We start from the raw sequence: 23,629 nt of genomic DNA on the forward strand, positions 1-23,629 counted from the left end.
CTGAGGGCTCTAGTCGATCAGGAAAAATCGGGCGCGTAGGGTTCCCACGTTGAAATCCGCTGCCACACCGCCTCGGGGTCAGGCAAAGTCATTAATTCTTCGCGTAATTGCTTATCAGAAAACAGCTGTGCTAATTCTGACAAAATCTGCAAATGCAGATCAGTGGCATTGGCGGGCACTAAGAGCACAAAAATCAATGACACGGGCTTGCTATCTGGCGCATCAAATTGAATCGGCGCGCTCAAGCGCACAAACGCCCCTACCGCCTCTTTTAAACCTTTAATCCGGCCATGCGGAATGGCGACGCCTTGACCCAAACCCGTTGAACCGAGTTTTTCCCGGGCAAACAGGCTATCAAAAATTACGCTACGCGCAATACCATGGCTGTTTTCGAACAAGATACCGACATGTTCAAAAACGCGTTTTTTGCTACCCACATCCAAATCTAAAAAAACATTGGCGACTGGGAGTATTTTGCTAATCAGGCTCATGTTCAAACTTATGTCCTTAAAGGAGCTGCTATTGTAACTCGCACTCCGATAAACAAAAACGGGAACGACTCGCGGCGTTCCCGTTGTGTTGCTTGTGCAACGGATTATTCTTCGATTACCACTTGATGCTTCAGGGCATCATTACGATGGCCAGATAATTTTTCTTTGTATTTAATAATCTGGCGATCCAGTTTATCGACCATGCTATCGATGGCGGCGTACATATCGCTATCGATAGACTCAACATGCAGATCTTTACCAACGACATTGATTGTCGCCTCGGCCTTATGTTCCAGCTTATCCACCGATAAAATGACTAAAACATCAATCACATTATCAAAATGACGGGTCGTGCGCTCAATTTTACCTGAAACGTATTCACGAATCGCTGGTGTAACTTCCAGATGATGACCACTAATGTTGAGGTTCATATACTACTCCTTCGGTTCTTCATGCTTTTATAAGGCAGTGCTTTTATAGGCACTTGCGCAGATTAACGGGAGGAATCATTAATGCCTCCCTATACTTAGCAACGGTGCGCCGCGCAACTGCCACACCTTGCCGTGCGAGTTCTTCAGTTATAGCACTATCGGATAATGGCTTGTGCTGATTTTCTTGCTGTACCAGTTGTTTGATCAAAGCCTTAATCGATGTCGCAGAGTTTTCACCCCCGCTTTCGCTTTCAACATGACTGCCAAAAAAATATTTGTACTCAAAAACGCCGCGTGGCGTCAGCATGTATTTTTGCGTAGTCACCCGAGATATCGTCGACTCATGCAATTCAAGTTCATCGGCAATATCGCGCAGCACCAAAGGCCGCATTGCCACTTCACCGTATTCAAAAAAAGCTTTTTGTCGTATTACGATGGCTTCGGCCACCCGTAATATGGTACTGCCGCGTTGCTCAACACTTTTAATCAACCAACGTGCTTCTTGTAGCTTACCACTGAGTGCCGCTGCTGAATCGCCCTGCAGTAATTTAGCGTACAACTCATTGACTCTTAACTTCGGTTGCGCCGCACTATTTAAACGCACCTGCCATTGCCCACGCACCTTGGTCACAATCACATCCGGTAATACATAACGCGTTGTTTCTGCTGACCAGTTTGCGCCCGGCCTTGGCGTTAAACCGCGAATCAGTGTTTGAGCTTGTTTAAGAACCACCTCATCACACTGTAGTTGGCGTTTAAGTCTAGTGTAATCCCGTTGCGCCAATAAATCGAGACCTTCGTTCACCAAACGAATGGCAATATTTCGAGCTGAACTTACTGGCAAGACCCGCAATTGCAAGGTCAATGACTCCGGCAAATCCCGCGCACCAACACCAAGTGGCTCTAGTTGCTGTAAATGTTGCAATGCAATTTGTAATTCTTCTGGTTCTAACTCAAGCTCTAATACCAAGCTTTCTGGTAGTTGGGCGTAAATTTCATCCAAGCTTTGGCTCAGCATTCCATCATCATCTAAAGCATCAATTAGCAATGAAATCAATGCGCTATCACGCAGCGATAAGGGCAAGCAGCCCATTTGTTCTAACAAATAATCGCGCAGTGAATACAGCTTGGCCACCCGAAGTGCGGGGTCATTTTCATCGCCTTCATCAAACGAAGTATTCGCGCGCACGTCTTCCCAGCGTAAGCTGTCGCCGTCTTCAACAACCTCACTGACCTCTAATTTTTCGGCCTCTTCACCTGCATCTTGCACGCCATCTTCGCGTTCAAGCATTGGATTTTCGGCTAAAAATTGCTCTATTTCTTGTTGAAAATCAAGCGTGGACAACTGCAAAAGCTTAATCGATTGCTGAAGCTGCGGTGTTAAATTGAGCTGTTGCGACATCCGCAACTGCAAAGTTTGCTTCATGAAGGGAATAACCTAATTGGCAAAAACACTACATTTTAAAATGCTCGCCCAGATAAACTTGGCGAACATCTTCATTATTAACAATTTCATCGGGCTTACCTGCAGCCATCACAGCACCTTCAGAAATAATATAGGCACGATCGCAAATCCCTAAGGTTTCGCGAACATTATGATCCGTAATCAAAACGCCAATCCCACGCCCTTTTAAAAAACCAATAATGCGCTGAATATCAATCACCGCAATCGGATCGACCCCCGCAAATGGCTCGTCGAGCAAAACAAATTGTGGATTTGAAGCGAGTGCGCGGGCGATTTCAACGCGGCGGCGCTCCCCGCCCGAAAGACTCATTGCGCCACTTTCACGCAAATGCGCGATATGTAAATCATGCAGCAGCTCGTCTAGACGCGACTCAATTTCTTCTTTACGACTGTAATGCAGCTCAAGCACCGCTTTAATATTTTCAGCGACGGTCATTTTGCGAAAAATTGACGCTTCTTGCGGTAGATAACCTAAACCGAGCCGAGCGCGTTTATGAATGGGCTGCTGACTGACGTCCACACCATCGAGCTCAATGCATCCAGCGTCCATTTTAACCAAGCCAACAATCATATAAAAACTGGTGGTTTTACCGGCGCCATTGGGCCCCAATAGGCCGACCACTTCACCGCTGGCGACTTCTAAAGAAACGTCACGCACTACGGTGCGTTTCTTATAGGATTTTTGTAAATGCTGCGCTTTCAACACACTCATTTGGTGGCGTCTTTCTTTTTCGGGTTGATGGTAATGTTCACTCGATTACCCGGCTTACTTTGTGCCTGGTAAAACTCAGTATTGAGATTGTAGTTAATCGTGTCACCCATCACGATATCTTGGCCTTTTTTAACCCAAGCTTTATCGATTAATATCATTTCGCCTTTCGCACCGTCGTAATCAAAGCGCAGAGACTCGGCGTCGAGCATTTCTCCGCTATCGAGTTTTTGCTTAAAGCGCACCGGACGACCTTCGCCTTTGGCGTATTGCTTGCCAAAGGCATCTTCGCTCATGGTCACTTTGTCGGCACGCATATTCATCGTGCCTTGCGTCGCAATCACATTGCCAGTACAGACTGTTTGCGAATTTTTTTGATCCGCAACGCAATTATCCGCGGTGATATTCATTGGCTTTTCACGATCGGCCGTTTCGGCATAAGACCATGAGTTAATGAGCAGGGCGAACAGCGGTAGGACGAGGAGTCGGGACATAGGTCATCTTTACTTGTGATTTAAGTTCTAAGGTTTGCAATTTATTATTGGCGATAAAACCTACGCCTTCGGCATGATTTTTACCCATATCGGCGGTGACAAACTGATCTGATTTGGCGAGTTCAGCTTGACCATCAATCCAAATATCACGGCCATTGATTATCAATTCGGGGTTGCCTTCGAAAGGCGCTCGACGCAATTGAGTGGCATCATAAAACCAAGTTTCTGAGCCCTTATGAATCGATTTTGCCCGAGTGCCAATCACCACAATCGTCGGCTTACTGGCCTCCGTTTGAGTTAACACCGGTTTTTCATACAGCATGGTATCTTGCAGCGGCACATGCGTGACTCGACTAGCGAGCAATTGTGAACGCTTCATACCGGTTTCGTCATATCGACGTAATACGCCTTCATCGGCAATTAAATCGGGAGCGTTTAAATCCAAGCGCTGCGGGGCAGTTAAATTAGTGGCTACACGGCTTAAAGCCCAGATTAAACTACCGACCAAAAGCAATAAAAGCAAGGGTAAAACCCAAGTGGTTAAACTACGCAAACCAATCCCCTAGCGCAAATATGGCGCCATCGCAGCATCATAGGTGTTTTGCGATTGCATAATTAAATCGCACACTTCACGTACCGCGCCCAAACCACCTTGGCTACCTGTAATGTAATGTGCGTGCTGGCGAACAATCGTCGGTGAATTCGGTACGGCAACTGCAAATGGCACGCGGCGCATAATCGGCAAATCAATGACATCGTCGCCCATATAGCCGCATTCCTCAGCCGTAACGCCGGTATCTAACAGCAGTTGCGCAAACGTGGCCAACTTATCGTGTGCACCTTGATAAACCAGGTCGATACCCAAGTTCTGGGTTCGATGCGTGAGTAAGCTTGAAGTGCGGCCAGTGATAATGGCCAGTCGAACGCCACTTTGCTGCAACATTTTTAAACCATGCCCATCCAATGAATGAAACGCTTTTAACTCTTCGCCAGCATCGGTGTAATACAAACGCCCATCCGTCATGACGCCATCAACGTCAAAAATCATCACACGAACTTTTTTTGCTTGCTCAAGCATTCAGCTTCCTTTGTATAAATTTTTAAACACAACATAGGTATTTAATGGCAGGGCATGTATTTCATTGCGTTCGGTGCAATACCCTATCAAACAACGCGGGCACGTAACAAGTCATGCATATTTAATGCCCCGACTAATCGGCCTTGATCTTGCACCAATAAACCATTAATTCGTCGTGATTCCATCAACTGAACCGCCTCAGCAGCCAGACGCGAAGCCTCAATAGTAGCAGGATTTGCCGTCATTACGGCACTGACCGGAGTGGTACGAATATCCACATCCAAATCTAAGGTGCGCCGCAAATCACCATCGGTATACACACCAACCAATAATCCTGCCGCATCAACCACCGCCGTCATTCCCAAACCCTTACGGCTAATCTCAAGTAAAGCATCGCGCAATGGTAAGTCTTGTCGCACCACCGGTAGACGCTCGCCCTGATGCATTAAATCACGCACATGCACCAATAAGCGCCGCCCTAAAGTGCCGCCAGGATGCGACAAAGCAAAATCTTCAGCTTGAAAGCCACGCGCCTCAAGCAAAGCCACAGCCAGCGCATCACCCAGCGCCAAAGCCACCGTGGTGCTGGCCGTTGGTGCTAAATTCAACGGGCAAGCCTCTTCGCTCACCGCGACATCCAAATGCACGGTGGATTCTTGACTTAGCGTCGAATTCACATTGCCGGTCATCGCAATAATCGGAATCGCCAAGCGCTTCAAACTGGGAAGCAATGCGACCAATTCATCACTCTCGCCAGAATTGGACAAGGCCAACACCACATCCGCAGAAGTAATCATGCCTAAATCACCGTGCGCGGCTTCACCGGGGTGGACAAAAAAAGCGGGGCTACCGGTGCTGGCCATGGTCGCGGCAATCTTTCGCGCCACATGCCCCGATTTTCCCATCCCCATCACCACAATTCGCCCACGACAACTCAGGGCGAGCTGACACGCTTGATCAAATTGGACATCCAAACGCGTCGACACGGCCAAAATAGCGGCGGCTTCAATTTGCAGCACTCGCTGCGCGACATCACAGGCCGACCATGCAACTTTTGATTCTATGGCATTCATCACAGAGCAACACACCTAGCGCATAAACAATGCCGCAGTATAAAAGACCTCATCATTAGATAACAGTAGGCTGTGAATAATCAGTACGTCAGCAACAGGGCCGGCTCAGTTATAATGAAATTGCATTCCACTCTAATGAAACCCATGCCGATTAATTTACAGTCCTTTCTTGTACTGCTTGCTGCGGCAGTGATCACCGTCGTGCTCTGCCGCAAACTCAAATTGCCGGCCATGCTCGGCTATTTACTAGTCGGGATGCTGATTGGCCCGTATGCCTTGGGATTGATTCAATCGAGCGATGAAGCCAGTCATTTGGCTGAATACGGCATTGTTTTTCTGATGTTTACGCTTGGGCTTGAATTTAACCTCGCCAAACTCAATGCCATGCGCCGAATTGTGTTTGGTTTGGGCGCAGCACAAGTGGCTGCGGTATTAATTTGCGTCGCAGCCGCGGTCTTATTTGCCGGTTTAGATTGGAAGGCGGGCTTAATTCTTGGCGGCGCAGCAGCGATGTCTTCCACCGCGATGGTGTCAAAATTACTCAGTGACCGCAGCGAGCTCAATGCGCCCCACGGACAAAATGCGATTGGTATTTTGTTGTTTCAAGATTTAGCCGTCGTTCCTTTCCTCATTATTATCCCCGCCCTAAGCTTGCCCGATGGCAGCATCACCATTCCATGGCTCAACATCCAAGTTGACCAACTGCTGTTTTCGCTATTTTTAGCCGCGATTAAAATCGTCTTTGTCTTGGCGGTACTGCTCTCGCTAGGGCAAAAAATCATGCGGCCTTGGTTTAATCTGGTCGCCAAACAACATGCCAGCGAGTTATTTATGATCAATATTTTATTGGTCACGCTCGGCACGGCATGGCTGACTGAGCAAGCGGGGTTGTCGCTGGCTTTAGGGGCATTTTTAGCCGGCATGCTGATTGCAGAAACCGAGTATCGCTATCAAGTGGAGGACGACATTCGCCCTTTTCGCGATTTATTACTCGGCTTGTTTTTCGTCACCGTTGGGATGAATTTAAACTTCAGCATCTTAATTTCAGAATGGGGAATCGTGCTGGCCAGCTTATTGCTGCTAGGCCCAATCAAAGTCGCCCTTATTGCCGGCTTAGCTCGGCTTTTTGGCAATACCGCAGGCACCTCATTACGCACGGGATTTGCACTCGGTCAGGGCGGCGAATTTGCTTTTGTTTTGCTGGCACTCACCGCACAAGGCGGCTTAGTGCCAAGCAATGTACTGCAAGCGGTCACTGCTGGAGTGATTCTGTCGATGCTCATTACCCCATTTTTAATCCAGCATTCTGACAAGCTGGTACTTCGCCTAGCCAGTTCTGAATGGATGAATCTCGCCGCCAATCTGCACAATATTGCCGTGCGCAGTATGGCTGCCAATGGCCACGTGATTTTGTGTGGGTTTGGCCGTAGCGGCCAATCTTTAGCGCGTATTTTGACGCAAGAAGACATACACTTTTTTGCCCTTGATTTAGACCCAGAAAAAGTGCGTGAAGCCACTGCGGCGGGTGAATCGGTGGTATTTGGGGATGCCGCTAAACGCGAAGTGTTACTCGCCGCCGGCTTGATGCGCGCGCGCGCCATCATTGTGACTTATGCCGACACGCATTCAGCGATGAAAATCCTTGAGTTAGCCCATCAAATTCGCCCTGAAATCCCCGTCATTGTGCGCACGCAAGACGATAGCGATATTGATTTACTTAAAAACGCTGGCGCAGCCGAAGTCGTTGCCGAAATCATGGAAGGTAGTTTGATGCTGGCTTCTCACACCATGATGCTGTTGGGGGTGCCGCTCAACAAAGTGATTCGCCGAATTCGTGAAGTTCGCGAAGCCCGCTACCAATTGATTCGCGGCTTTTATCGCGGACTGAATGAAGAGGCTGATGAAGGCGACCGTAGCTATCCACGTCTGCACACCTTGCAACTCACCCAAAATGCGCACGCCATTGGTTACACCATTGCCGAGCTCAAACTAGAACAATTCCAAGTCGAAATTCGCAGCATTCGCCGCCGCAATATGCCCCCTATCCAGCCCGATGCGGGCTTCCAGCTCAATAGCGGCGATGTGTTAGTCCTTCTTGGAGAGCAAGACAATTTAGCAGCCGCCGAGATGCTGCTGCTGCAAGGATAAGGCACAACACACCGGCCAAGCCGTCCAATGCGATCAATTGGCCAGCAAGGGGCTCATTTCATCACCGATGTGACATAAAAAAAGCACCGCAGACTTCAGCGGTGCTTTTCATTGTGTCAATCCATCAGCGGCGACTAAATTTAGGCCGCATGCCAATTTTGGCATTTAAAGTGATGGGTTCGCCTTGGCGAATGACGGTAATCGGCGTTGATTGCTCTGGCGGTAATGCCGCGATTGAATTCAACATTTGTGCTGAATTACTCACTTCTTTACCATCAATATGAAGCAAAACATCCCCCGGACGAATCCCTGCCACCGCAGCGGGGCCATTGCGAACCACCCCCGCAATCAAAGCGCCTTTGCTAGACTCAAGCTTGAGCGAAGCGGCTAAATCTGGCGTCACATCTTGCACCTCAATCCCCAGCCAACCACGAGTGACACTACCGTCTTTAATAATGGCATCCATCACTTGCTTGACAATATTGGCAGGGATTGCAAAGCCAATACCGAGTGAACCGCCCGTTTTAGAGAAAATAGCGGTGTTAATCCCCAATAAATTGCCATGTACATCCACCAAAGCACCTCCCGAATTACCCGGATTAATAGCGGCATCGGTTTGAATAAAATTTTCAAAGGTGTTAATTCCTAATTCACTGCGGCCTAAAGCAGAAATAATGCCCATCGTCACCGTTTGACCAACGCCAAATGGATTACCGATGGCCAGTACCACATCGCCAATCTCGGCCTGATCGACATTGGCAAAATCAATAGCGGATAACTGATCCAGATCAATTTTAATCACCGCCAAATCGGTTTCGGGGTCGCTGCCAATTAATTTAGCTGTCGCAGTACGGCCATCAGCCAGCGCCACTTCAATCTCTGCGGCCGACTCCACCACGTGATTATTGGTCACGATATAGCCTTGTGGCGACACTAAAACGCCAGAACCCAAGCTCGATGCTTTATTGCCATCTTCGCCATCTCGCTCACCAAAAAAGCGTTTTAACACCGGATCATTAAATAAGGCTCGACGTCCCGACTTCACCTCTTTAGAGGTGTAAATATTAACCACCGCCGCTTTTGCCCGCTTGGCCGCGCCACGATAAGAAAGCTCGCTCGAAACCGGCGCCGAAGCAATCACCTCTTTCACCGTAACCACCGCAGGTGGCGTTGGTGCTGGACTTAATACCGAAAACAAAAACCAGATGGCTAAACCGATCGTGGTCGTTTGTGCGAAAATCAACCAAAGTTTTTTCATATCTCGTAGATCTTTTATGCCTATACAACGTCAAGAATTAGAAGCTTACCTTGCCCAACTATTATCAGTTGCGCAATTTAAGGACTATGCACCCAATGGATTGCAAGTTGAGGGCCGCAATCGAATACAACATATCGTCACAGGCGTGACCGCTTCGCAAGCGCTCATTGATGCCGCTATTGCGCTCAATGCCGATGCGCTGCTCGTGCATCATGGATTTTTTTGGAAAAACGAAGCATTGCCCATTGTACGCACTAAAAAACAACGCATTGCAGCCTTACTGGCCGCCGATTTAAACTTATTTGGCTATCATTTACCGCTCGACGCTCATCCCGAACTCGGAAATAACGCTCAATTAGCCAAACAGCTGGGCCTGATACCAACAGGACGCTGCGGTGAACAAAATTTAGTTTGGCTCGGCGAATTACCCGTACCGATGTCTTTTGATACTTTTACGCGACACATTGCCGTCGCCCTAAATCGCCAACCACTGGGCATTGGGCCTGCCGATCAAATCGTACGTCATGTTGCTTGGTGCACCGGTGGTGCGCAAGGTTATTTCCACGAGGTCGCCAATTTAGCGGTGGATTGCTTCATCACTGGAGAAGCCTCCGAATTTGTCACCCACCTTGCCAAAGAGAGCGGCGTTAGTTTTATTGCGGCAGGCCATCACGCGACCGAACGTTACGGCATCGCCGCACTAGGACAACATCTCGCGCAGCAGTTTGGCCTCCAGCATACCCATCTTGATTTGGATAACCCTGTATGAAAATCGCTTACAATTTGCAAATTTTGCGCTCAGTTCACACGCTAAGTATCATACTGATTGCGAGCATTATCAGTGCTTGCACTACAATTTCGCCCTCTGAGCAATCAAACTCAAACTCCAACAACACCTCATCTGTAAGTAAAAACCAGCTCAGTCCCAGTATCATTATTCCAGCTCGCAGCAACAAAGCCATCCTCGAAGATATCATCAAATATCGCACCGATAAGGGCATGAAAATTCGCAGCCGAAGCAAGCAAAGAGTGGAATTGATGATGCCAATGAGCAATACCAGCATCCCAACCGAAGCTCGCATGCAGTATATTTTGACCCAAGCCGAGCAAGGCTGGCGAGTCAATGTGCGGGTTTTTCAAATCAGTAACCCTGGTAGTCCACAAGAAAGCGTTCAAGAAATCACCCATGCTTTAGCCGACAAACTGGCGGAAGAATTGGCGCTCTATGCCAAAATCGCTACAAAACGCTGACTTTTTGTAAAAATGCAGCATCAGACGAGTAAAGCTGCTTTAAGTTCCAAGCTTCTTTCAGGTAGAATTTGCTACTTTAAAAGATATTGCGTTCAGTCAATCAGGGATTGGGTTATGAGTGACCAACAAGTAGATAATAGTAAAAGACGATTTTTGCTGATCGCGACCAGTGCCGCTGGTGGTGCAGCGGCAGCAGGAATCGCAGTACCGTTTATTGCCAGCTTTTTCCCATCAGAACGGGCTAAAGCGGCAGGTGCATCGGTCGAAGTCGATATTAGCAAACTAGAACCGGGACAAAAGATCACCATTGAATGGCGCGGCAAACCAGTTTGGGTCGTCAAACGCACCCCAGAAATGCTGGCTCTCTTACCCAAAAATGATCCTAAGCTGGCTGATCCGAGCTCTATTGTCGATCACCAACCGCTGTATTGTCATAATGCAACACGTTCGATTAAGCCTGAAATCTGGGTCGCTGTCGGCGTCTGTACGCATTTGGGCTGTTCACCCACTTTCCGTCCAGATTTAGCGCCTGCTGATTTGGGTCCAGAGTGGCTTGGTGGATTTTATTGCCCTTGTCATGGTTCCAAATTTGATTTGGCTGGCCGCGTATTCTTAGGTGTCCCTGCGCCAACCAACTTAATTATCCCAGAACACAAATATCTAACCGACACTCGACTGTTGGTTGGTGAAGCTTAATAAAGGGAGAAGACATGAGCAAACTAGATCAAGTGCCCGAAAAAGTACTCGGCTGGGTGGATGAGCGTTTTCCGCTGACATCGACTTGGAAAGCACATATTTCCGAATATTACGCACCAAAAAACTTTAATTTTTGGTACTTCTTTGGCTCGCTCGCCATGATGGTCTTGGTCATTCAAATTGTGACCGGTATTTTCTTGACCATGAACTACAAACCGGATGGCAATTTGATTCCGGGCACCAATATTTCGGTCGCTTTTGCCTCAGTTGAATACATCATGCGCGATGTGGCTGGCGGCTGGGTGATTCGCTATATGCACTCAACGGGCGCTTCGATGTTTTTTGTCGTGGTCTACCTGCATATGTTCCGTGGCCTGATTTATGGCTCATACCAAAAACCCCGTGAATTGATCTGGATTTTTGGCATGATGATTTTCTTGTGCCTGATGGCTGAAGCATTCCTAGGCTATCTATTGCCTTGGGGCCAAATGTCATTTTGGGGCGCACAAGTCATTGTGAACTTGTTTGCTTCAATCCCTGTCATTGGTCCAGATTTATCTGAGCTGATTCGGGGTGACTTTGTCGTTTCTGATGCAACATTGAATCGCTTTTTTGCCTTACACGTGATCGCCGTACCGCTAGTGTTACTGGCCTTGGTGGTCGCACATTTGGTGGCTTTGCACGAAGTTGGCTCAAACAATCCTGACGGTGTCGAGATCAAAAAGAATAAAGATCCAAAAACTGGCATTCCACTCGATGGGATTCCGTTTCACCCGTATTACACGGTGAAAGACATTTTTGGTGTTTCGGTATTCTTGGTTGTCTTTACTGCCATCTTGTTCTTTGCACCAGAGATGGGCGGTTATTTCTTAGAAGCGCCAAACTTTGACCCAGCGGACGCCTTAAAAACACCCGCGCATATTGCACCCGTTTGGTATTTCACCCCGTTCTACGCGATTTTGCGTGCGGTACCCTCGTTCTTTGGTTCGCAAGTCTGGGGCGTATTGGCCATGGGCGCAGCAACCATGATTATTGCGGCCTTGCCTTGGCTTGATCGTTCACCGGTAAAATCAATTCGCTATCGCGGACCGATTTATAAATTTGCACTGACCCTGTTTGTCATTTCCTTCTTAGGTTTGGGCTACTTAGGGACACAAGCACCAACGACAATTGGCACGATTTTGTCGCAAGTGTTATCAGTCATTTATTTCTTATTCTTTATCGCAATGCCTTGGTATACCAAGATCGATAAAACGAAACCGGTTCCTGACCGCGTAACAACGAGATAAGGCGGGGAGCATGAAAAAAATTATTAATCACTTACTATTTGCCTTGCTTGCTGCAGTGTCAATCAACAGTCAAGCCTCTGGTGGTGGTGTGGCACTGGACAAAGCGCCGATTGATTTGCGTAATGCCGAAAGCTTGCAACGGGGTGCACAAACTTTTGTGAACTACTGTCTTAGCTGTCATGGCGCGGTAGCGATGCGCTATAACCGCCTCGAAGGCATTGGCTTAACTAAAGAGCAGATCGAAAAAAATCTGATGTTCACCACCGACAAAATTGGCAATCCAATGAAAGTCGCGATGGATGCCAAAGAAGGCAAAGCTTGGTTCGGTGCAACACCGCCTGATCTGTCTTTAATTGCACGCTCACGTGGCTCTGATTGGCTGTATACCTACTTACGCGGCTTTTACCGTGATGACACCCGCCCTACTGGCTGGAACAACACAGTATTTGATAAAGTCGGCATGCCAAACGTACTTTGGCAACTGCAAGGTCAGCAAATTCTAGAAGTCAAAAAAGAAGGCGAGCACGAAGTGCATAGCCTTAAGCTGGCGCAACCGGGCCTCTTAACCCGAGGCACTGAAAGCGGCGGCTATGACAACAAAGAATTTGATCAGCGTGTTGGTGACTTGGTCAATTTCATGACGTATATGTCAGAACCTGCTCAAGTTAAACGTGAACAAATCGGCTACGCCGTCGTACTGTTCTTATTGTTTATCTTGGTGCCTCTGACTTACTTATTGAAAAAAGAATACTGGAAAGACATTCACTAAAGTGTGAAATCGATTTAAAGGGCGGATTAACCGCCCTTTTTTATTGCCAACAACCTAGCAATTACTTATTTAATAACAAGTACTTATGGCACAACAGCTAGATATTGCGCTGCAAAAATAGTAAAATCCCATTCATTCTTAAAAGTTGATAGGCATCCTCATGATGAAATTATATTCTGGCACCTCATGCCCATTTAGTCACCGCTGCCGCATTGTACTATTTGAAAAAGGAATGGATTTCGAGATTCTCGATGTCGATATCCATAGCAAGCCCGAAGATTTAGCCATCATGAACCCCTACAATGAAGTTCCGGTCTTAGTTGAGCGTGAATTACAATTGTACGAATCCAACATTATCAATGAATATATTGATGAGCGTTTTCCTCACCCACAATTAATGCCAGCCGATCCAGTGATGCGCGCTCGTGCTCGCTTGATGCTCTTTAATTTGGAACGCGAGTTATTTATCCACGTTAAAACCCTCGAAGACAGCAGCTCAAGCAAAAAAGCGCTTGAACTAGCACGCACGACCATCCGTGATAATTTAACGCAAATCGCGCCGCTATTTACCAAGCAAAAATTTATCTTGGGTGAAGAATTCTCAATGCTCGACGTTGCCATCGCACCACTACTATGGCGCTTTGAGCACTACGGTATCGAAGTCACCAAAGGCTTAGCGCCAGTGATGAAATATGCTGAGCGTTTATTTAGCCGCGAAGCATTCATTGACTCATTGACTGCCAACGAAAAAGCAATGCGCAAGTAATGCTGTGAAGAGGTGTGAGGCGCAAGCCCCACCTCACACTGCTCACGGAGAATCTTATGCAAATCGTGTCAACCAAACCTTATTTATTACGTGCGATCCATGAATGGTGCACCGACCAAGGCTTCACCCCCTTTTTAGTCGTTGCAGTTCGCGGCCAGATGCAAGTGCCGATGGAATACGTTAAAAACGGTGAAATCGTCCTCAATATTAGCTATAGCGCTTGCCGAAATTTAGAGCTAGCCAATGACTTTATTCAATTTTCGGCTCGATTTAATGGCGTATCACGCGATATCGCCATCCCTGTCGGCGCAGTGATTTCTATTTTTTCGCGCGAAAATGGCGAAGGAATGGGCTTTGAATACGAAGATAATTTTGCAGAAGCCGATAGCGCACCAGAAAGCGCGCCAGAATCATCGGACGATCCAAAAGACCCGCCGCCGCGCCCAACCGGCAAGCCGCAATTACGCGTCGTAAAATAAGTAACTGTTCAGATAATAAAAGTTCAGCCAATAAAAAAGACCCTTGCGGGTCTTTTTTATTGGCTGGTGCTTATTTATTCAGCTGCTGGCGTTTCTTCAGCAGGGGCAACAACCGCCGTCGGTACTACTCGCGTCATCACCGCAGCAAAAAAGGCGTCGGTATGGTGCTGCTGTGGTGTGAGTTGCAAATATTCATTCGCCAATTCAATCTCAACGCGCTCTTTTTTCAAGACTTCACGCGCATCAAGCAATTGGAAATCGGTATGATTGGCTAAAAATTGAGCCACAATCGCTTCATTTTCACTCGGCAAGAAGCTGCATGTGGCATACACCAGACGACCGCCGGCTTTTACCATGCGCGCTGCTGATTTCAAAATACTGCTTTGCTTGGCATTTAATTCCAATACGCCCTCAGCCGTTTGACGCGCTTTAAGGTCAGGATTGCGGCGCAATGTGCCCATACCAGAACACGGTGCATCCACTAAAACCACGTCCATTTTGCCAGCCAAACGCTTGATTTTTTGATCCGTTTCACTCGAAATCAATTGCGGATGCACGTTCGACAAACCCGAACGCGACAAGCGTGGTTTCAGGTTTGACAGTCGTTTTTCTGAAATATCAAACGCATATAAGCGGCCAGTATTTTGCATCATTGCGCCCAGCAATAATGTTTTGCCACCGGCACCAGCGCAAAAATCCGCCACCATTTGACCGCGTTTTGCGCCACACAGTAAGCCCAACAACTGACTCCCTTCGTCTTGCACTTCAACGCGGCCTTCCATAAACGCTTTGTATTTATTAATCGCCGGTTTGCCTTCAACGCGTAAACCCCACGGTGAAAATGGCGTTGGCGTGGTATTAATATCGCCAGCAGCTTTTAATTCTGCGGCCACGGCATCGCGCTTGGCTTTAATGCCATTCACCCGCAAATCGAGCGGTGCCGCTTGCAGCATCGACTGACCCAAAGCCAAGACTTCATCTTCGGTTTTACCTGAAGCCAACAGCGCATCAATCGCCCACTGGGGTAATGCTGCACGCACGTGGAGTGGTGCATCACGCAGCGACATACCCTTCATACCAGCAGCACGTTCTTTATCATTATCACCAAATACGCCTGGCAACTCACGCAGATTTAAATGCTTTATGCGGGTAAAAAACGCCAACAATAAATCGCGTGTGCTCGGTAATTTGCTCCCTGCATCACCACCGGCTAACCAATCGAGCTGTGGCAAATGGCGCAATACACCAAACACGGTTTCAGCCACGACGGCACGATCTTTAGGGCCTAGATTTTTATTTTCACGAAAATGGCGTGAAACCACGGCATCAGCAGGCGCATTAAAACCCAGCGCGGCGTTAAGCACATCCAAAGTAGCGGAAAGCTGAATAGGGGTCATGATTTACTCTCTTTATTAAATACGTTTCACACTCAAATGAGCGCTCATTCATTACTGATCATCGACATTAAGGTCGGCGCTGCTGCTGATTTTGCGGGCTAATCCACTCTAGCACTTTACGCCCATCCAACGTCACTTCCTTGGCCAAAATTTCAAAACTACCATCTTTGCCTAAATTGACCGACATTTTCACCGGCAGATTATTCCATTCCGGTGCCAACCAAAAATCAACTTGGCGATCACTCCATTGTGCGCGCATCAAAACCGCATCGACTTTAGTGGTGCCTAAAGTCAAAGTGGCCTCGCCTTTTAGTTCAAATACCACATCAGGGTAGCGTTTTTTGCCACTGAACAAGGACATGCCATAGCTCGTTTGTCGGCTGCCCATCAGCGCCAAATGCAAGGCGGCAGACAATAAATCTTGGTCACCTGCCTCTAAAGGCTCGGTTTTTTGAGCATTCGGTGGCCCGACCACGGCAGTTTGCGTGGCCCAATTAAAATCAACCGAATTTTTAGGTACGCTTGAGCCCAAACTCAAATCGGCAAAGCGAATTGGCGTAACACCCTGTTTGGCGCTAATTTTGCCTTCACTCAAATACTCAATTTTTTTGCCGACTGGATTGGCTTGTAAGCGCAAAACATATTGATCTTTATCGATTTTCCACTGCATTCGCGCATCAAACACCGTCCAGTAATAGCCAATATCCACCACTTTGGGAAAGCGTTTACTCGCTTCACGATTCAGTTGCGCCATCACCCGCGAGGCTTTATTGGCCACCTTACTCGCTGACTCGGCCACCGCAGTGGCGGCGACTGCCGGCTGACTGCTACTGGCGGCTTGATTTTCTGCCACCGCACTGGCGACATTCACGCCCAAACTATCACTGCCATCGACGCTCACCGGCATGTTTTCGCTAGCCACGGCGGAAGCAACAACGACTTCGGATGCGACAAGCGCAGCCGGTTTTGATGCGGTATTGAGTCGCGGCTTTGGCTCCGCGCTGGCGACTTTCGTTGCTATTGGTTTAACGATATTTTTAGTTGTATAAAGTGGCGCTAAAAACACTTGTTGCTGATCAGCTGCTTTCACATTCGCCAGCTCAGCCGGTTTTTCGCTCTCGTCTAAGCTTTGTTCGGCCAATTTACGCTCGGTTTTTCTCAGCGCAGTTTGCTCAAACTCCGGCTGCGTCCACCAATCATAAATCGGCCCAGCCAGCAGCAAGCCCAAATGCAGCAACACCGAAGCCAGCAAAGCCAATCCCAATAGATAGCGCCAAATTTTCATCCTTTAGCCACCCGGCGCTTGCAAAAAAGCGGCCGCATCATTGCCCGCGCTGACGCGTACCCGCGAGCCCAGCACTTCAAGCTGACCCGATACAAACCATTGCACCACTTTGGGATACAGCTGATGCTCTTGCTGCAAAATCCGTTGCGCCAAACTATCGGCACTATCGTCCAGCAGTACCGGCACGGCGGCCTGCGCAATAATCGGCCCGCTATCGAGCTCGGCCGTCACAAAATGCACGGTGCAACCAGCTAATTTAACGCCTTCATCAATCGCCCGTTGATGGGTATTCACACCGATAAACGCCGGCAATAATGAAGGATGCACATTGATCAAACGATTGGCGTAATGCTTCACAAAATCAGCAGTTAAGATCCGCATAAATCCAGCCAGCACCACCAAATCTGGCGCAAAGCCATCAATCAAGTTTTGCAACGCCGCATCAAACGCGTCGCGCCCCGCAAAGGCTTTATGGTCGAGCACCGCCGTGGTAATGCCACGCTCAGCCGCCCATGCCAATCCAGCAGCATCGGGCCGATTGGAAATCACCGCCGCAATCTGCGCGCCGGCAATCTGTGCGTTCACAATCGACTGCATATTGCTGCCACGACCTGAAATTAAAATAACAATATTTTTTGGCATAAATTTTAAACAATAAGTGAGGTATATGAATACAAGCTAGATACTAAAAAGGCTACATTCGTATACCCACTAAACGTCATACGATGGATTTAAAAATAAAAAAGCGAGACCGACCTTGGTCTCGCCTAGCACCTCGCAAAAAAGGCCGGCATCCATATTAATGTTTGCCTACCCATTCGCGATCAGCTGCGCTGTAACTTACGCCACTTGTGTTTGATGCTCTTCACCCACGCGAGCGCGAACTGTACCCATTTGGTAAACCGTTTCGCCTTCAGCTTCGAGCAATGCCGTTGCTGCAGCTGCGTCTTGCGCCGACATAATCACCACCATGCCCACGCCGCAGTTAAAGGTTTTGTACATTTCTTGTGGCGCAACATTGCCTTCTGTTTGCAACCATTGGAACAATTTTGGCATCGTCCAGCTAGCCGCATCGATTTGCGCCACGACATTGGCTGGCAATACGCGCGGAACGTTCTCAGTAATGCCGCCGCCAGTAATGTGTGCCATGCCTTTGACCGTCATTTCAGCCATGAGTTTCAACAATGGTTTCACATAGATGCGCGTAGGTGCCATCACCACATCGCCCAAGCTCTTGCCGCCATCAAATTCTGCCGCGTAGTCGGCATCGGCCAAATGCAAGATTTTGCGAATCAGCGAATAACCATTTGAGTGCGCGCCATTGGATGCCAAGCCCAACACCACGTCGCCAGCAGCAATCGTCGTGCCGTCGATGATTTTGCTTTTTTCAACGACGCCAACGGCAAAACCCGCCAAGTCGTATTCGCCAACTGGGTACATCCCTGGCATTTCAGCGGTTTCGCCGCCCGTTAAAGCGCAACCGGCTTGCTCGCAACCCGCTGCAATGCCTTTGATGACTTCAGTCGCGCTGGCAACGTCCAACTTGCCGCAAGCAAAATAATCAAGAAAGAACAATGGCTCAGCGCCTTGCACCAAAATATCATTCACACTCATACCCACCAAATCAATCCCCACGGTATCGTGACGATTGAGCTCGAATGCGAGTTTGAGTTTAGTGCCCACACCATCGGTGCCAGACACCAACACCGGCTCTTGGAATTTTTTGCTGATTTCAACCAGCGCGCCAAAACCGCCGATGCCGCCAAGCACTTCTGGGCGCATCGTACGTTTAGCAAACGGTTTGATGTTTTCAACGAGCTGGTCACCAGCGTCGATATCAACACCGGCATCGCGGTAACTCAGACTTTGTTTGGACATGGATTAAGGCCTCGTACTGGAGTGATCTGGGCTGAGCGCGGATGGCTTGGTAATGAGTTAACTCATTGACTGTCAAAACACCCGCCGTGTGCGTTAGAATAGAGAGCACATCAGCTAAACCACGCATTTTATATCAAAATTGACACTTCGCCTGCCCCCATTCACAGGAAGAATGCGTTTTCAGCGCATAAATTGCCTCCAAAACCGACAAGGTCGCCCTGAATGAATCAGCTCGTCCTTGATCTGCACCTGCCACAACCGAAAAGTTTTGATGATTTTGTGCGCGGAGAAAACGCCGAGCTGCTGTTTCAACTCAGCCAATGGGCCAGTGGCGATCGTACCGTTCGCGCAATTTATATCTGGGGTGAACACGGCGCAGGTAAAAGCTATTTGCTCGCGGCGGCCAAAGAACGACTCATCGACGCGCACACGGTGTATTTAGTCAATGCCAAACGCGATATGCTGCCGCAGACCCTTGCCAGCAATGCGGCGTTGATTGTTGATAATGTCGAAAACCTCGACGCCGAGCAGCAAATCGTTTTATTTGATCATTACAATACACTGCGTGAAGGCAATGGCCGGATTTTAGTCAGCGGCCATTTACCGCCGATGTTGCTGCCGCTGCGCGACGACTTAACCACTCGTTTGGGTTGGGGTTTGATTTATCAACTCAAAACGCTGTCAGATACCGATAAAGCCGCCGCATTACAACGCCACGCGCGCAGTTTGGGTTTTGAGCTCAGCGAAGAGCAAGTTGATTATTTAATGCGCCATGCCGAGCGCGACCTGCCCAATCTGTATCGGCAAATCGACACCATTAACGCCCTGTCTTTATCCAAGCAACGCCCAGTCACGCTCGCCCTATTGCGCGAAGCACTCAAAAACTAGCGCCTGTTGACGTTGACTTTGCTCGTGCATCGTTGCAGAGATTGGCCCAGCACAAGTCACTTCGCGCATCACTGAATCGCGTCAACTATCGCCCTCAATCAACGCCCCTCGCCATAAACTCAAGGCAAAATCCGCACGCCCATCGTGACCTGTGTCGCGCCTTGCCAACAGTCCGATGTCGCATCGTAACTGGTGCCAGTTGCCGTGACCGCCCCTGCGGTGGCCGAGCTGCGCATTACCCCTGAGCTGGGAATACCATCGTCAATTAAACGATCCAGCGCACACACAAAGCGCAAATCCACCGCCCCCGTGCCCGGCTGCATATAGTTGGTATTGGCCGCATAATTGCCGCTCGCCGCGCCAGCGACTGAGATCTGCCACGGCACACCAAAAATACTATTTAAATCGGCGGCAGTCAGCGTATTGGTGTTTTGCAATAAAATCAGCGCATCACTGGCTTCGGTCGCGTCACTCAGTAAGCCATTACGACTACCCGCAACACACAGACTCACGCCATTGCCCAATGCGGGCGCGGTGCCGGTACCCGGACAGCCATCCCCCGGATACGCACCGTATTTATCAAAATACGCGTTAAACGCGGTTTGCATTTTATTGACTTGCGCCGCCATGTTTTTCACCTTGGCGCTATCAATCAAATCTTTGCCCTTAAAAGCGCCCCCTAAAATCAAACCAATAATCACCAGTACAATCGCCATTTCAACCAAGGTAAAGCCCTGTTTTTGCCGCATTGTTGTTACTCCTATCCCATGCAAGATAAACCCGTCAATCCAGTTAAACCGACCAAATTCTTTCTTGAACCAGTCAAATAGCATTCAATATTTGTCATAATTAAAAGCAAAGCAAGGCCATTTGCGATAGCCCGTCACCAAAATCGTCAGTGTTCAAGCCCGACGCAGCACTTTTAAAACACGCACTCGGGTATAATCGGCAGATTGTTGTCAGCCATCCGCAGGTCCATTCACATGCAAGAACAGTATTCACCGTTTGAAGTCGAAGCCGCCGCCCAACAGCACTGGGAAGATGCACGCGCGTTTGAAGTCACTGAAGACGCCAGCCGTCCTAAGTATTACGCCTGCTCGATGCTGCCTTACCCATCGGGCAAGTTGCATATGGGCCATGTGCGTAACTACACCATCAACGACATGCTGGCGCGCCACCTACGGATGAAAGGCTTTAATGTTTTGATGCCGATGGGCTGGGATGCATTTGGCTTGCCCGCAGAAAACGCGGCCATCGCCTACAACAAATCGCCAGCGGAATGGACTTACGCCAATATCGCCGACATGAAGTCGCAAATGAAACCACTGGGTTTGTCATTTGACTGGTCGCGTGAAATCGCCACTTGCGACCCTGAATACTATAAGTGGAACCAATGGTTCTTCTTAAAAATGCTGGAAAAAGGCGTTGCCTACAAAAAAACCCAAGTCGTGAACTGGGATCCAGTCGATCAAACCGTGCTGGCGAACGAGCAAGTGGTGGATGGCCGTGGCTGGCGCTCTGGCGCTTTGGTCGAAAAACGCGAAATTCCAGGCTACTACTTTGGCATCACGCAATACGCCGAAGAACTGCTGGCCGACATCGATCAGCTCACCGGTTGGCCCGATATGGTCCGCGCCATGCAGCGCAACTGGATTGGCAAATCGGAAGGCGTGCGCTTTGCGTTTAATCACGACATCAAAGACGCCAACGGCAATCTCGTACAAGACGGCAAGCTGTTCGTGTTCACCACCCGCGCCGACACCATTATGGGCGTGACCTTCTGCGCGGTGGCAGCCGAACACCCACTGGCAACACGCGCTGCTGAACTGAAACCAGAATTACTGGCGTTCATCGAAGAATGCAAGCAAGGCGGCGTTTCCGAAGCTGAAATCGCCAGCCAAGAAAAACTCGGTAAAGCCACTGGCCTATTCGTCACTCACCCACTGACTGGCGAACCAGTTGAAGTGTGGATCGGCAATTACGTGTTGATGGGCTACGGCGACGGCGCAGTGATGGCCGTACCCGCGCACGACGAGCGTGACTTTGGCTTTGCCAAAAAATACGATCTACCGATCAAACAAGTGATTGCGATTGAAGGCGAAAACTTCAGTACGGATGCTTGGGCAGAATCCTACGGCGACAAAACGCGTGGCGTAACCATTAACTCGGGCAAATACGATGGCTTGAGCTTTAAAGCCGCTGTCGATGCAGTTGCTGCTGACTTGGCTGCTATCGAGGCAGGCGAGAAAAAAACCACTTGGCGTTTACGCGACTGGGGCATTTCACGCCAACGTTATTGGGGCACGCCAATCCCAATCATCCACTGCCCATGCTGCGGCGATGTGCCGGTACCCTACGTGCAATTGCCAGTCGTGCTTCCAACCGACTGCATTCCCGATGGCTCGGGCAATCCGCTCAAACAGCGCGCCGACTTTTTAAATGTCGACTGCCCAACATGCGGCGCAGCCGCACAGCGCGAAACCGACACTATGGATACTTTTGTCGATTCAAGCTGGTATTTCATGCGCTATTGCGACCCGAAAAATACCGATGCCATGGTGGGCGATGGCACCCAATACTGGATGGGTGCCGGTGCCAATACGGCAGGCGGTATGGATCAATACATCGGCGGCATTGAACACGCGGTATTGCATTTGCTGTACGCGCGTTTTTGGACCAAGGCGATGCGCGATGAAGGCTTGATCAACTTTGACGAGCCATTCAAAAACCTATTTACCCAAGGCATGTTGCTGCGCGATTGCTATTACCGCGAAGAAGCTTCGGGCAAAAAACGCTGGTTCTACCCGGCTGAAGTAGAAGTACAACACGATGAAAAAGGTCGCCCGATTTCAGCCATTTGCGTCGAAGATGGTCTGCCCGTGGTGATGGGTGGCATCGAGAAAATGTCGAAATCGAAAAACAACGTGGTTGAACCCAAAGACATTATCGAAAAATTCGGTGCCGATACCGCGCGTCTATTTACGATGTTTGCTGGCCCACCCGAGCAAAGCGCGGCATGGTCAGACAGCGGCGTAGAAGGTGCTTATCGCTACCTGCGTCGTCTATGGGGGTATAGCGTTAAACACGCTGATGTAATTAAATCAGCGAGCAATACCCTTGATGGCATTGAACTCAGTAAAGCGGACAAAACCTTGCGTTTTGAAATCCACAACACGCTCAAGCAAATCAATAACGACTACGAACGCCTGCAATACAACACCATCGTGTCCGGCGTGATGAAAATGCTCAATGCGCTTGATGCGTACTCGGAAAGCAATGCCGCAGTGATGCGTGAATGCTTTGGTCTGTTGCTGCGCGCGATCTACCCTGCTGCGCCGCATATTGCACACACCTTGTGGCTCGAGCTTAACTTTGCCGGTGAAATCGCGCATGCAGCATGGCCAGAGCCCGCTCTGGATGCGCTCACGCAAGACGAAATCAAAATGATGGTGCAAGTGAACGGCAAAGTGCGTGGCGAGATTTTTGTCGCCAAAGACGCCAGCAAAGACGCAATCGAAGCCGCCGCATTGGCTGATGAAGCGGTGCAAAAACACTTGACGGGCACGCCCAAGAAAGTGATTGTGGTGCCGAATAAATTAGTCAGCATTGTGCTCTAACTCTGCGTGGATGAATGGCCGTACCCGCTTTAGCCTTAGGTAAAATTAAAGCGGGCACGGCCAGTACTGCAATAAAACAGATTTCACAGAACCGATACATCAACGAGCAGCAGCGGCCGGTAGCAGTCAAAGCATCGACTTAATCCTGCGCCTTAAGCCGCCAGCAT

Annotated in this window: 23 protein-coding genes and 1 pseudogene; 10 read left to right on the plus strand and 14 right to left on the minus strand. The window is 49.0% G+C overall.

Going from position 1 to position 23,629, the window contains the following annotated elements; genetic code table 11:
- Positions 1-17 precede the first annotated feature (17 nt).
- The 8 genes from ptsN to LG219_RS07310 form a co-directional block, all read right to left on the minus strand.
- Positions 18-491 (minus strand): PTS IIA-like nitrogen regulatory protein PtsN, encoded by a 474-nt coding sequence (gene ptsN / locus LG219_RS07275; RefSeq protein ID WP_173534556.1) that lies wholly within the window; start codon positions 489-491, stop codon positions 18-20.
- Between the two features lie 104 nt (positions 492-595).
- Entirely contained in the window at positions 596-922 is a 327-nt protein-coding gene (gene hpf, locus LG219_RS07280) for a ribosome hibernation-promoting factor, HPF/YfiA family (protein ID WP_173532048.1), read from the minus strand.
- A gap of 43 nt (positions 923-965) precedes the next feature.
- Positions 966-2,348, minus strand: coding sequence for an RNA polymerase factor sigma-54 (locus tag LG219_RS07285; RefSeq protein WP_226763859.1), 1,383 nt, complete (start codon positions 2,346-2,348; stop codon positions 966-968).
- A 28-nt stretch (positions 2,349-2,376) separates the two neighbouring features.
- On the minus strand, positions 2,377-3,099 hold the full coding sequence (lptB, locus tag LG219_RS07290; RefSeq protein WP_226763860.1) for an LPS export ABC transporter ATP-binding protein: 723 nt from the start codon (positions 3,097-3,099) through the stop codon (positions 2,377-2,379).
- Complete coding sequence (gene lptA, locus LG219_RS07295; protein WP_226763861.1) at positions 3,096-3,590, minus strand: lipopolysaccharide transport periplasmic protein LptA; 495 nt, start codon at positions 3,588-3,590, stop codon at positions 3,096-3,098. Before lptA ends, lptB begins: the two co-directional genes overlap by 4 nt.
- Positions 3,547-4,143 carry an LPS export ABC transporter periplasmic protein LptC gene (lptC, locus tag LG219_RS07300; protein WP_226763862.1) on the minus strand — a complete coding sequence of 199 codons (597 nt, stop codon included), beginning with the start codon at positions 4,141-4,143 and terminating at the stop codon, positions 3,547-3,549. Before lptC ends, lptA begins: the two co-directional genes overlap by 44 nt.
- Before the next feature lie 9 nt (positions 4,144-4,152).
- Positions 4,153-4,668, minus strand: a complete 516-nt coding sequence (locus LG219_RS07305) for a KdsC family phosphatase (protein WP_226763863.1) — start codon at positions 4,666-4,668, stop codon at positions 4,153-4,155.
- 86 nt (positions 4,669-4,754) lie between these two features.
- The gene (locus tag LG219_RS07310) at positions 4,755-5,741 is read right to left on the minus strand and encodes a KpsF/GutQ family sugar-phosphate isomerase (protein WP_226763997.1); all 987 of its coding nucleotides are present in this window, start codon (positions 5,739-5,741) and stop codon (positions 4,755-4,757) included.
- A 144-nt stretch (positions 5,742-5,885) separates the two neighbouring features.
- Here LG219_RS07310 and LG219_RS07315 point away from each other — a divergent pair, with 144 nt between their 5' ends.
- Positions 5,886-7,889, plus strand: coding sequence for a monovalent cation:proton antiporter family protein (locus LG219_RS07315; protein ID WP_226763864.1), 2,004 nt, complete (start codon positions 5,886-5,888; stop codon positions 7,887-7,889).
- Between the two features lie 124 nt (positions 7,890-8,013).
- Here LG219_RS07315 and LG219_RS07320 read toward each other — a convergent pair whose 3' ends face one another.
- Positions 8,014-9,147 (minus strand): Do family serine endopeptidase, encoded by a 1,134-nt coding sequence (locus tag LG219_RS07320; RefSeq protein WP_226763865.1) that lies wholly within the window; start codon positions 9,145-9,147, stop codon positions 8,014-8,016.
- A 16-nt stretch (positions 9,148-9,163) separates the two neighbouring features.
- Here LG219_RS07320 and LG219_RS07325 point away from each other — a divergent pair, with 16 nt between their 5' ends.
- From LG219_RS07325 to LG219_RS07355, 7 genes and pseudogenes are all read left to right on the plus strand, one after another.
- Complete coding sequence (locus LG219_RS07325) at positions 9,164-9,916, plus strand: Nif3-like dinuclear metal center hexameric protein (protein ID WP_250647233.1); 753 nt, start codon at positions 9,164-9,166, stop codon at positions 9,914-9,916.
- A gap of 230 nt (positions 9,917-10,146) precedes the next feature.
- Complete coding sequence (locus LG219_RS07330; protein WP_226763866.1) at positions 10,147-10,398, plus strand: hypothetical protein; 252 nt, start codon at positions 10,147-10,149, stop codon at positions 10,396-10,398.
- A gap of 114 nt (positions 10,399-10,512) precedes the next feature.
- Complete coding sequence (gene petA / locus LG219_RS07335) at positions 10,513-11,094, plus strand: ubiquinol-cytochrome c reductase iron-sulfur subunit (protein ID WP_226763867.1); 582 nt, start codon at positions 10,513-10,515, stop codon at positions 11,092-11,094.
- Between the two features lie 14 nt (positions 11,095-11,108).
- A pseudogene (locus tag LG219_RS07340) lies at positions 11,109-12,374 on the plus strand (cytochrome b); the annotation flags it as partial.
- 19 nt (positions 12,375-12,393) lie between these two features.
- Complete coding sequence (locus LG219_RS07345) at positions 12,394-13,152, plus strand: cytochrome c1 (RefSeq protein WP_226763868.1); 759 nt, start codon at positions 12,394-12,396, stop codon at positions 13,150-13,152.
- Positions 13,153-13,312: 160 nt separating this feature from the next.
- A complete protein-coding gene (locus LG219_RS07350) occupies positions 13,313-13,918 on the plus strand; it encodes a glutathione S-transferase N-terminal domain-containing protein (RefSeq protein WP_226763869.1) in 606 nt (201 codons plus the stop codon).
- Positions 13,919-13,974: 56 nt separating this feature from the next.
- Positions 13,975-14,397: a ClpXP protease specificity-enhancing factor gene (locus tag LG219_RS07355; protein ID WP_226763870.1), complete on the plus strand. Its 423-nt coding sequence runs from the start codon at positions 13,975-13,977 to the stop codon at positions 14,395-14,397.
- Between the two features lie 74 nt (positions 14,398-14,471).
- Here the strand turns inward: LG219_RS07355 and LG219_RS07360 are convergent, their stop codons facing one another.
- The 4 genes from LG219_RS07360 to purM all read right to left on the minus strand — a co-directional run bounded on the left by LG219_RS07360 (position 14,472) and on the right by purM (position 18,957).
- On the minus strand, positions 14,472-15,794 hold the full coding sequence (locus LG219_RS07360) for an RsmB/NOP family class I SAM-dependent RNA methyltransferase (protein ID WP_226763871.1): 1,323 nt from the start codon (positions 15,792-15,794) through the stop codon (positions 14,472-14,474).
- Positions 15,795-15,861: 67 nt separating this feature from the next.
- Entirely contained in the window at positions 15,862-17,079 is a 1,218-nt protein-coding gene (locus LG219_RS07365) for a DUF3108 domain-containing protein (RefSeq protein ID WP_226763872.1), read from the minus strand.
- A gap of 3 nt (positions 17,080-17,082) precedes the next feature.
- On the minus strand, positions 17,083-17,721 hold the full coding sequence (purN, locus tag LG219_RS07370) for a phosphoribosylglycinamide formyltransferase (protein WP_226763873.1): 639 nt from the start codon (positions 17,719-17,721) through the stop codon (positions 17,083-17,085).
- Positions 17,722-17,919: 198 nt separating this feature from the next.
- Complete coding sequence (gene purM / locus LG219_RS07375) at positions 17,920-18,957, minus strand: phosphoribosylformylglycinamidine cyclo-ligase (protein WP_226763874.1); 1,038 nt, start codon at positions 18,955-18,957, stop codon at positions 17,920-17,922.
- A 222-nt stretch (positions 18,958-19,179) separates the two neighbouring features.
- On the opposite strand from purM, the gene hda reads away from it, so the two are divergent.
- Positions 19,180-19,845 carry a DnaA regulatory inactivator Hda gene (hda, locus tag LG219_RS07380; protein ID WP_226763875.1) on the plus strand — a complete coding sequence of 222 codons (666 nt, stop codon included), beginning with the start codon at positions 19,180-19,182 and terminating at the stop codon, positions 19,843-19,845.
- Between the two features lie 119 nt (positions 19,846-19,964).
- On the opposite strand, the gene LG219_RS07385 is transcribed toward hda, so the two are convergent.
- Positions 19,965-20,594: a type II secretion system protein gene (locus LG219_RS07385; protein WP_226763876.1), complete on the minus strand. Its 630-nt coding sequence runs from the start codon at positions 20,592-20,594 to the stop codon at positions 19,965-19,967.
- Between the two features lie 234 nt (positions 20,595-20,828).
- Here LG219_RS07385 and leuS point away from each other — a divergent pair, with 234 nt between their 5' ends.
- Positions 20,829-23,462 carry a leucine--tRNA ligase gene (gene leuS, locus LG219_RS07390; protein ID WP_226763877.1) on the plus strand — a complete coding sequence of 878 codons (2,634 nt, stop codon included), beginning with the start codon at positions 20,829-20,831 and terminating at the stop codon, positions 23,460-23,462.
- Positions 23,463-23,629: the final 167 nt, after the last annotated feature.

This window comes from Deefgea salmonis (assembly GCF_020531905.1).
Taxonomy (GTDB): Bacteria; Pseudomonadota; Gammaproteobacteria; order Burkholderiales; family Chitinibacteraceae; genus Deefgea; species Deefgea salmonis.

Excerpts from the sequence above, each read along its gene's own strand:
- LG219_RS07305 (WP_226763863.1), bottom strand. The coding sequence starts at position 4,668 with ATGCTTGAGCAAGCAAAAAAAGTTCGTGTGATGATTTTTGACGTTGAT.
- LG219_RS07285 (WP_226763859.1), bottom strand. The coding sequence starts at position 2,348 with ATGAAGCAAACTTTGCAGTTGCGGATGTCGCAACAGCTCAATTTAACA.
- LG219_RS07310 (WP_226763997.1), bottom strand. The coding sequence starts at position 5,741 with ATGAATGCCATAGAATCAAAAGTTGCATGGTCGGCCTGTGATGTCGCG.
- LG219_RS07385 (WP_226763876.1), bottom strand. The coding sequence starts at position 20,594 with ATGCGGCAAAAACAGGGCTTTACCTTGGTTGAAATGGCGATTGTACTG.
- leuS (WP_226763877.1), top strand. The coding sequence starts at position 20,829 with ATGCAAGAACAGTATTCACCGTTTGAAGTCGAAGCCGCCGCCCAACAG.
- LG219_RS07365 (WP_226763872.1), bottom strand. The coding sequence starts at position 17,079 with ATGAAAATTTGGCGCTATCTATTGGGATTGGCTTTGCTGGCTTCGGTG.
- petA (WP_226763867.1), top strand. The coding sequence starts at position 10,513 with ATGAGTGACCAACAAGTAGATAATAGTAAAAGACGATTTTTGCTGATC.
- LG219_RS07315 (WP_226763864.1), top strand. The coding sequence starts at position 5,886 with ATGCCGATTAATTTACAGTCCTTTCTTGTACTGCTTGCTGCGGCAGTG.
- LG219_RS07360 (WP_226763871.1), bottom strand. The coding sequence starts at position 15,794 with ATGACCCCTATTCAGCTTTCCGCTACTTTGGATGTGCTTAACGCCGCG.
- LG219_RS07355 (WP_226763870.1), top strand. The coding sequence starts at position 13,975 with ATGCAAATCGTGTCAACCAAACCTTATTTATTACGTGCGATCCATGAA.
- lptA (WP_226763861.1), bottom strand. The coding sequence starts at position 3,590 with ATGTCCCGACTCCTCGTCCTACCGCTGTTCGCCCTGCTCATTAACTCA.
- ptsN (WP_173534556.1), bottom strand. The coding sequence starts at position 491 with ATGAGCCTGATTAGCAAAATACTCCCAGTCGCCAATGTTTTTTTAGAT.
- LG219_RS07350 (WP_226763869.1), top strand. The coding sequence starts at position 13,313 with ATGATGAAATTATATTCTGGCACCTCATGCCCATTTAGTCACCGCTGC.
- purN (WP_226763873.1), bottom strand. The coding sequence starts at position 17,721 with ATGCCAAAAAATATTGTTATTTTAATTTCAGGTCGTGGCAGCAATATG.
- purM (WP_226763874.1), bottom strand. The coding sequence starts at position 18,957 with ATGTCCAAACAAAGTCTGAGTTACCGCGATGCCGGTGTTGATATCGAC.
- LG219_RS07345 (WP_226763868.1), top strand. The coding sequence starts at position 12,394 with ATGAAAAAAATTATTAATCACTTACTATTTGCCTTGCTTGCTGCAGTG.
- LG219_RS07320 (WP_226763865.1), bottom strand. The coding sequence starts at position 9,147 with ATGAAAAAACTTTGGTTGATTTTCGCACAAACGACCACGATCGGTTTA.
- LG219_RS07330 (WP_226763866.1), top strand. The coding sequence starts at position 10,147 with ATGAAAATTCGCAGCCGAAGCAAGCAAAGAGTGGAATTGATGATGCCA.
- hda (WP_226763875.1), top strand. The coding sequence starts at position 19,180 with ATGAATCAGCTCGTCCTTGATCTGCACCTGCCACAACCGAAAAGTTTT.
- LG219_RS07325 (WP_250647233.1), top strand. The coding sequence starts at position 9,164 with ATGCCTATACAACGTCAAGAATTAGAAGCTTACCTTGCCCAACTATTA.
- hpf (WP_173532048.1), bottom strand. The coding sequence starts at position 922 with ATGAACCTCAACATTAGTGGTCATCATCTGGAAGTTACACCAGCGATT.
- lptB (WP_226763860.1), bottom strand. The coding sequence starts at position 3,099 with ATGAGTGTGTTGAAAGCGCAGCATTTACAAAAATCCTATAAGAAACGC.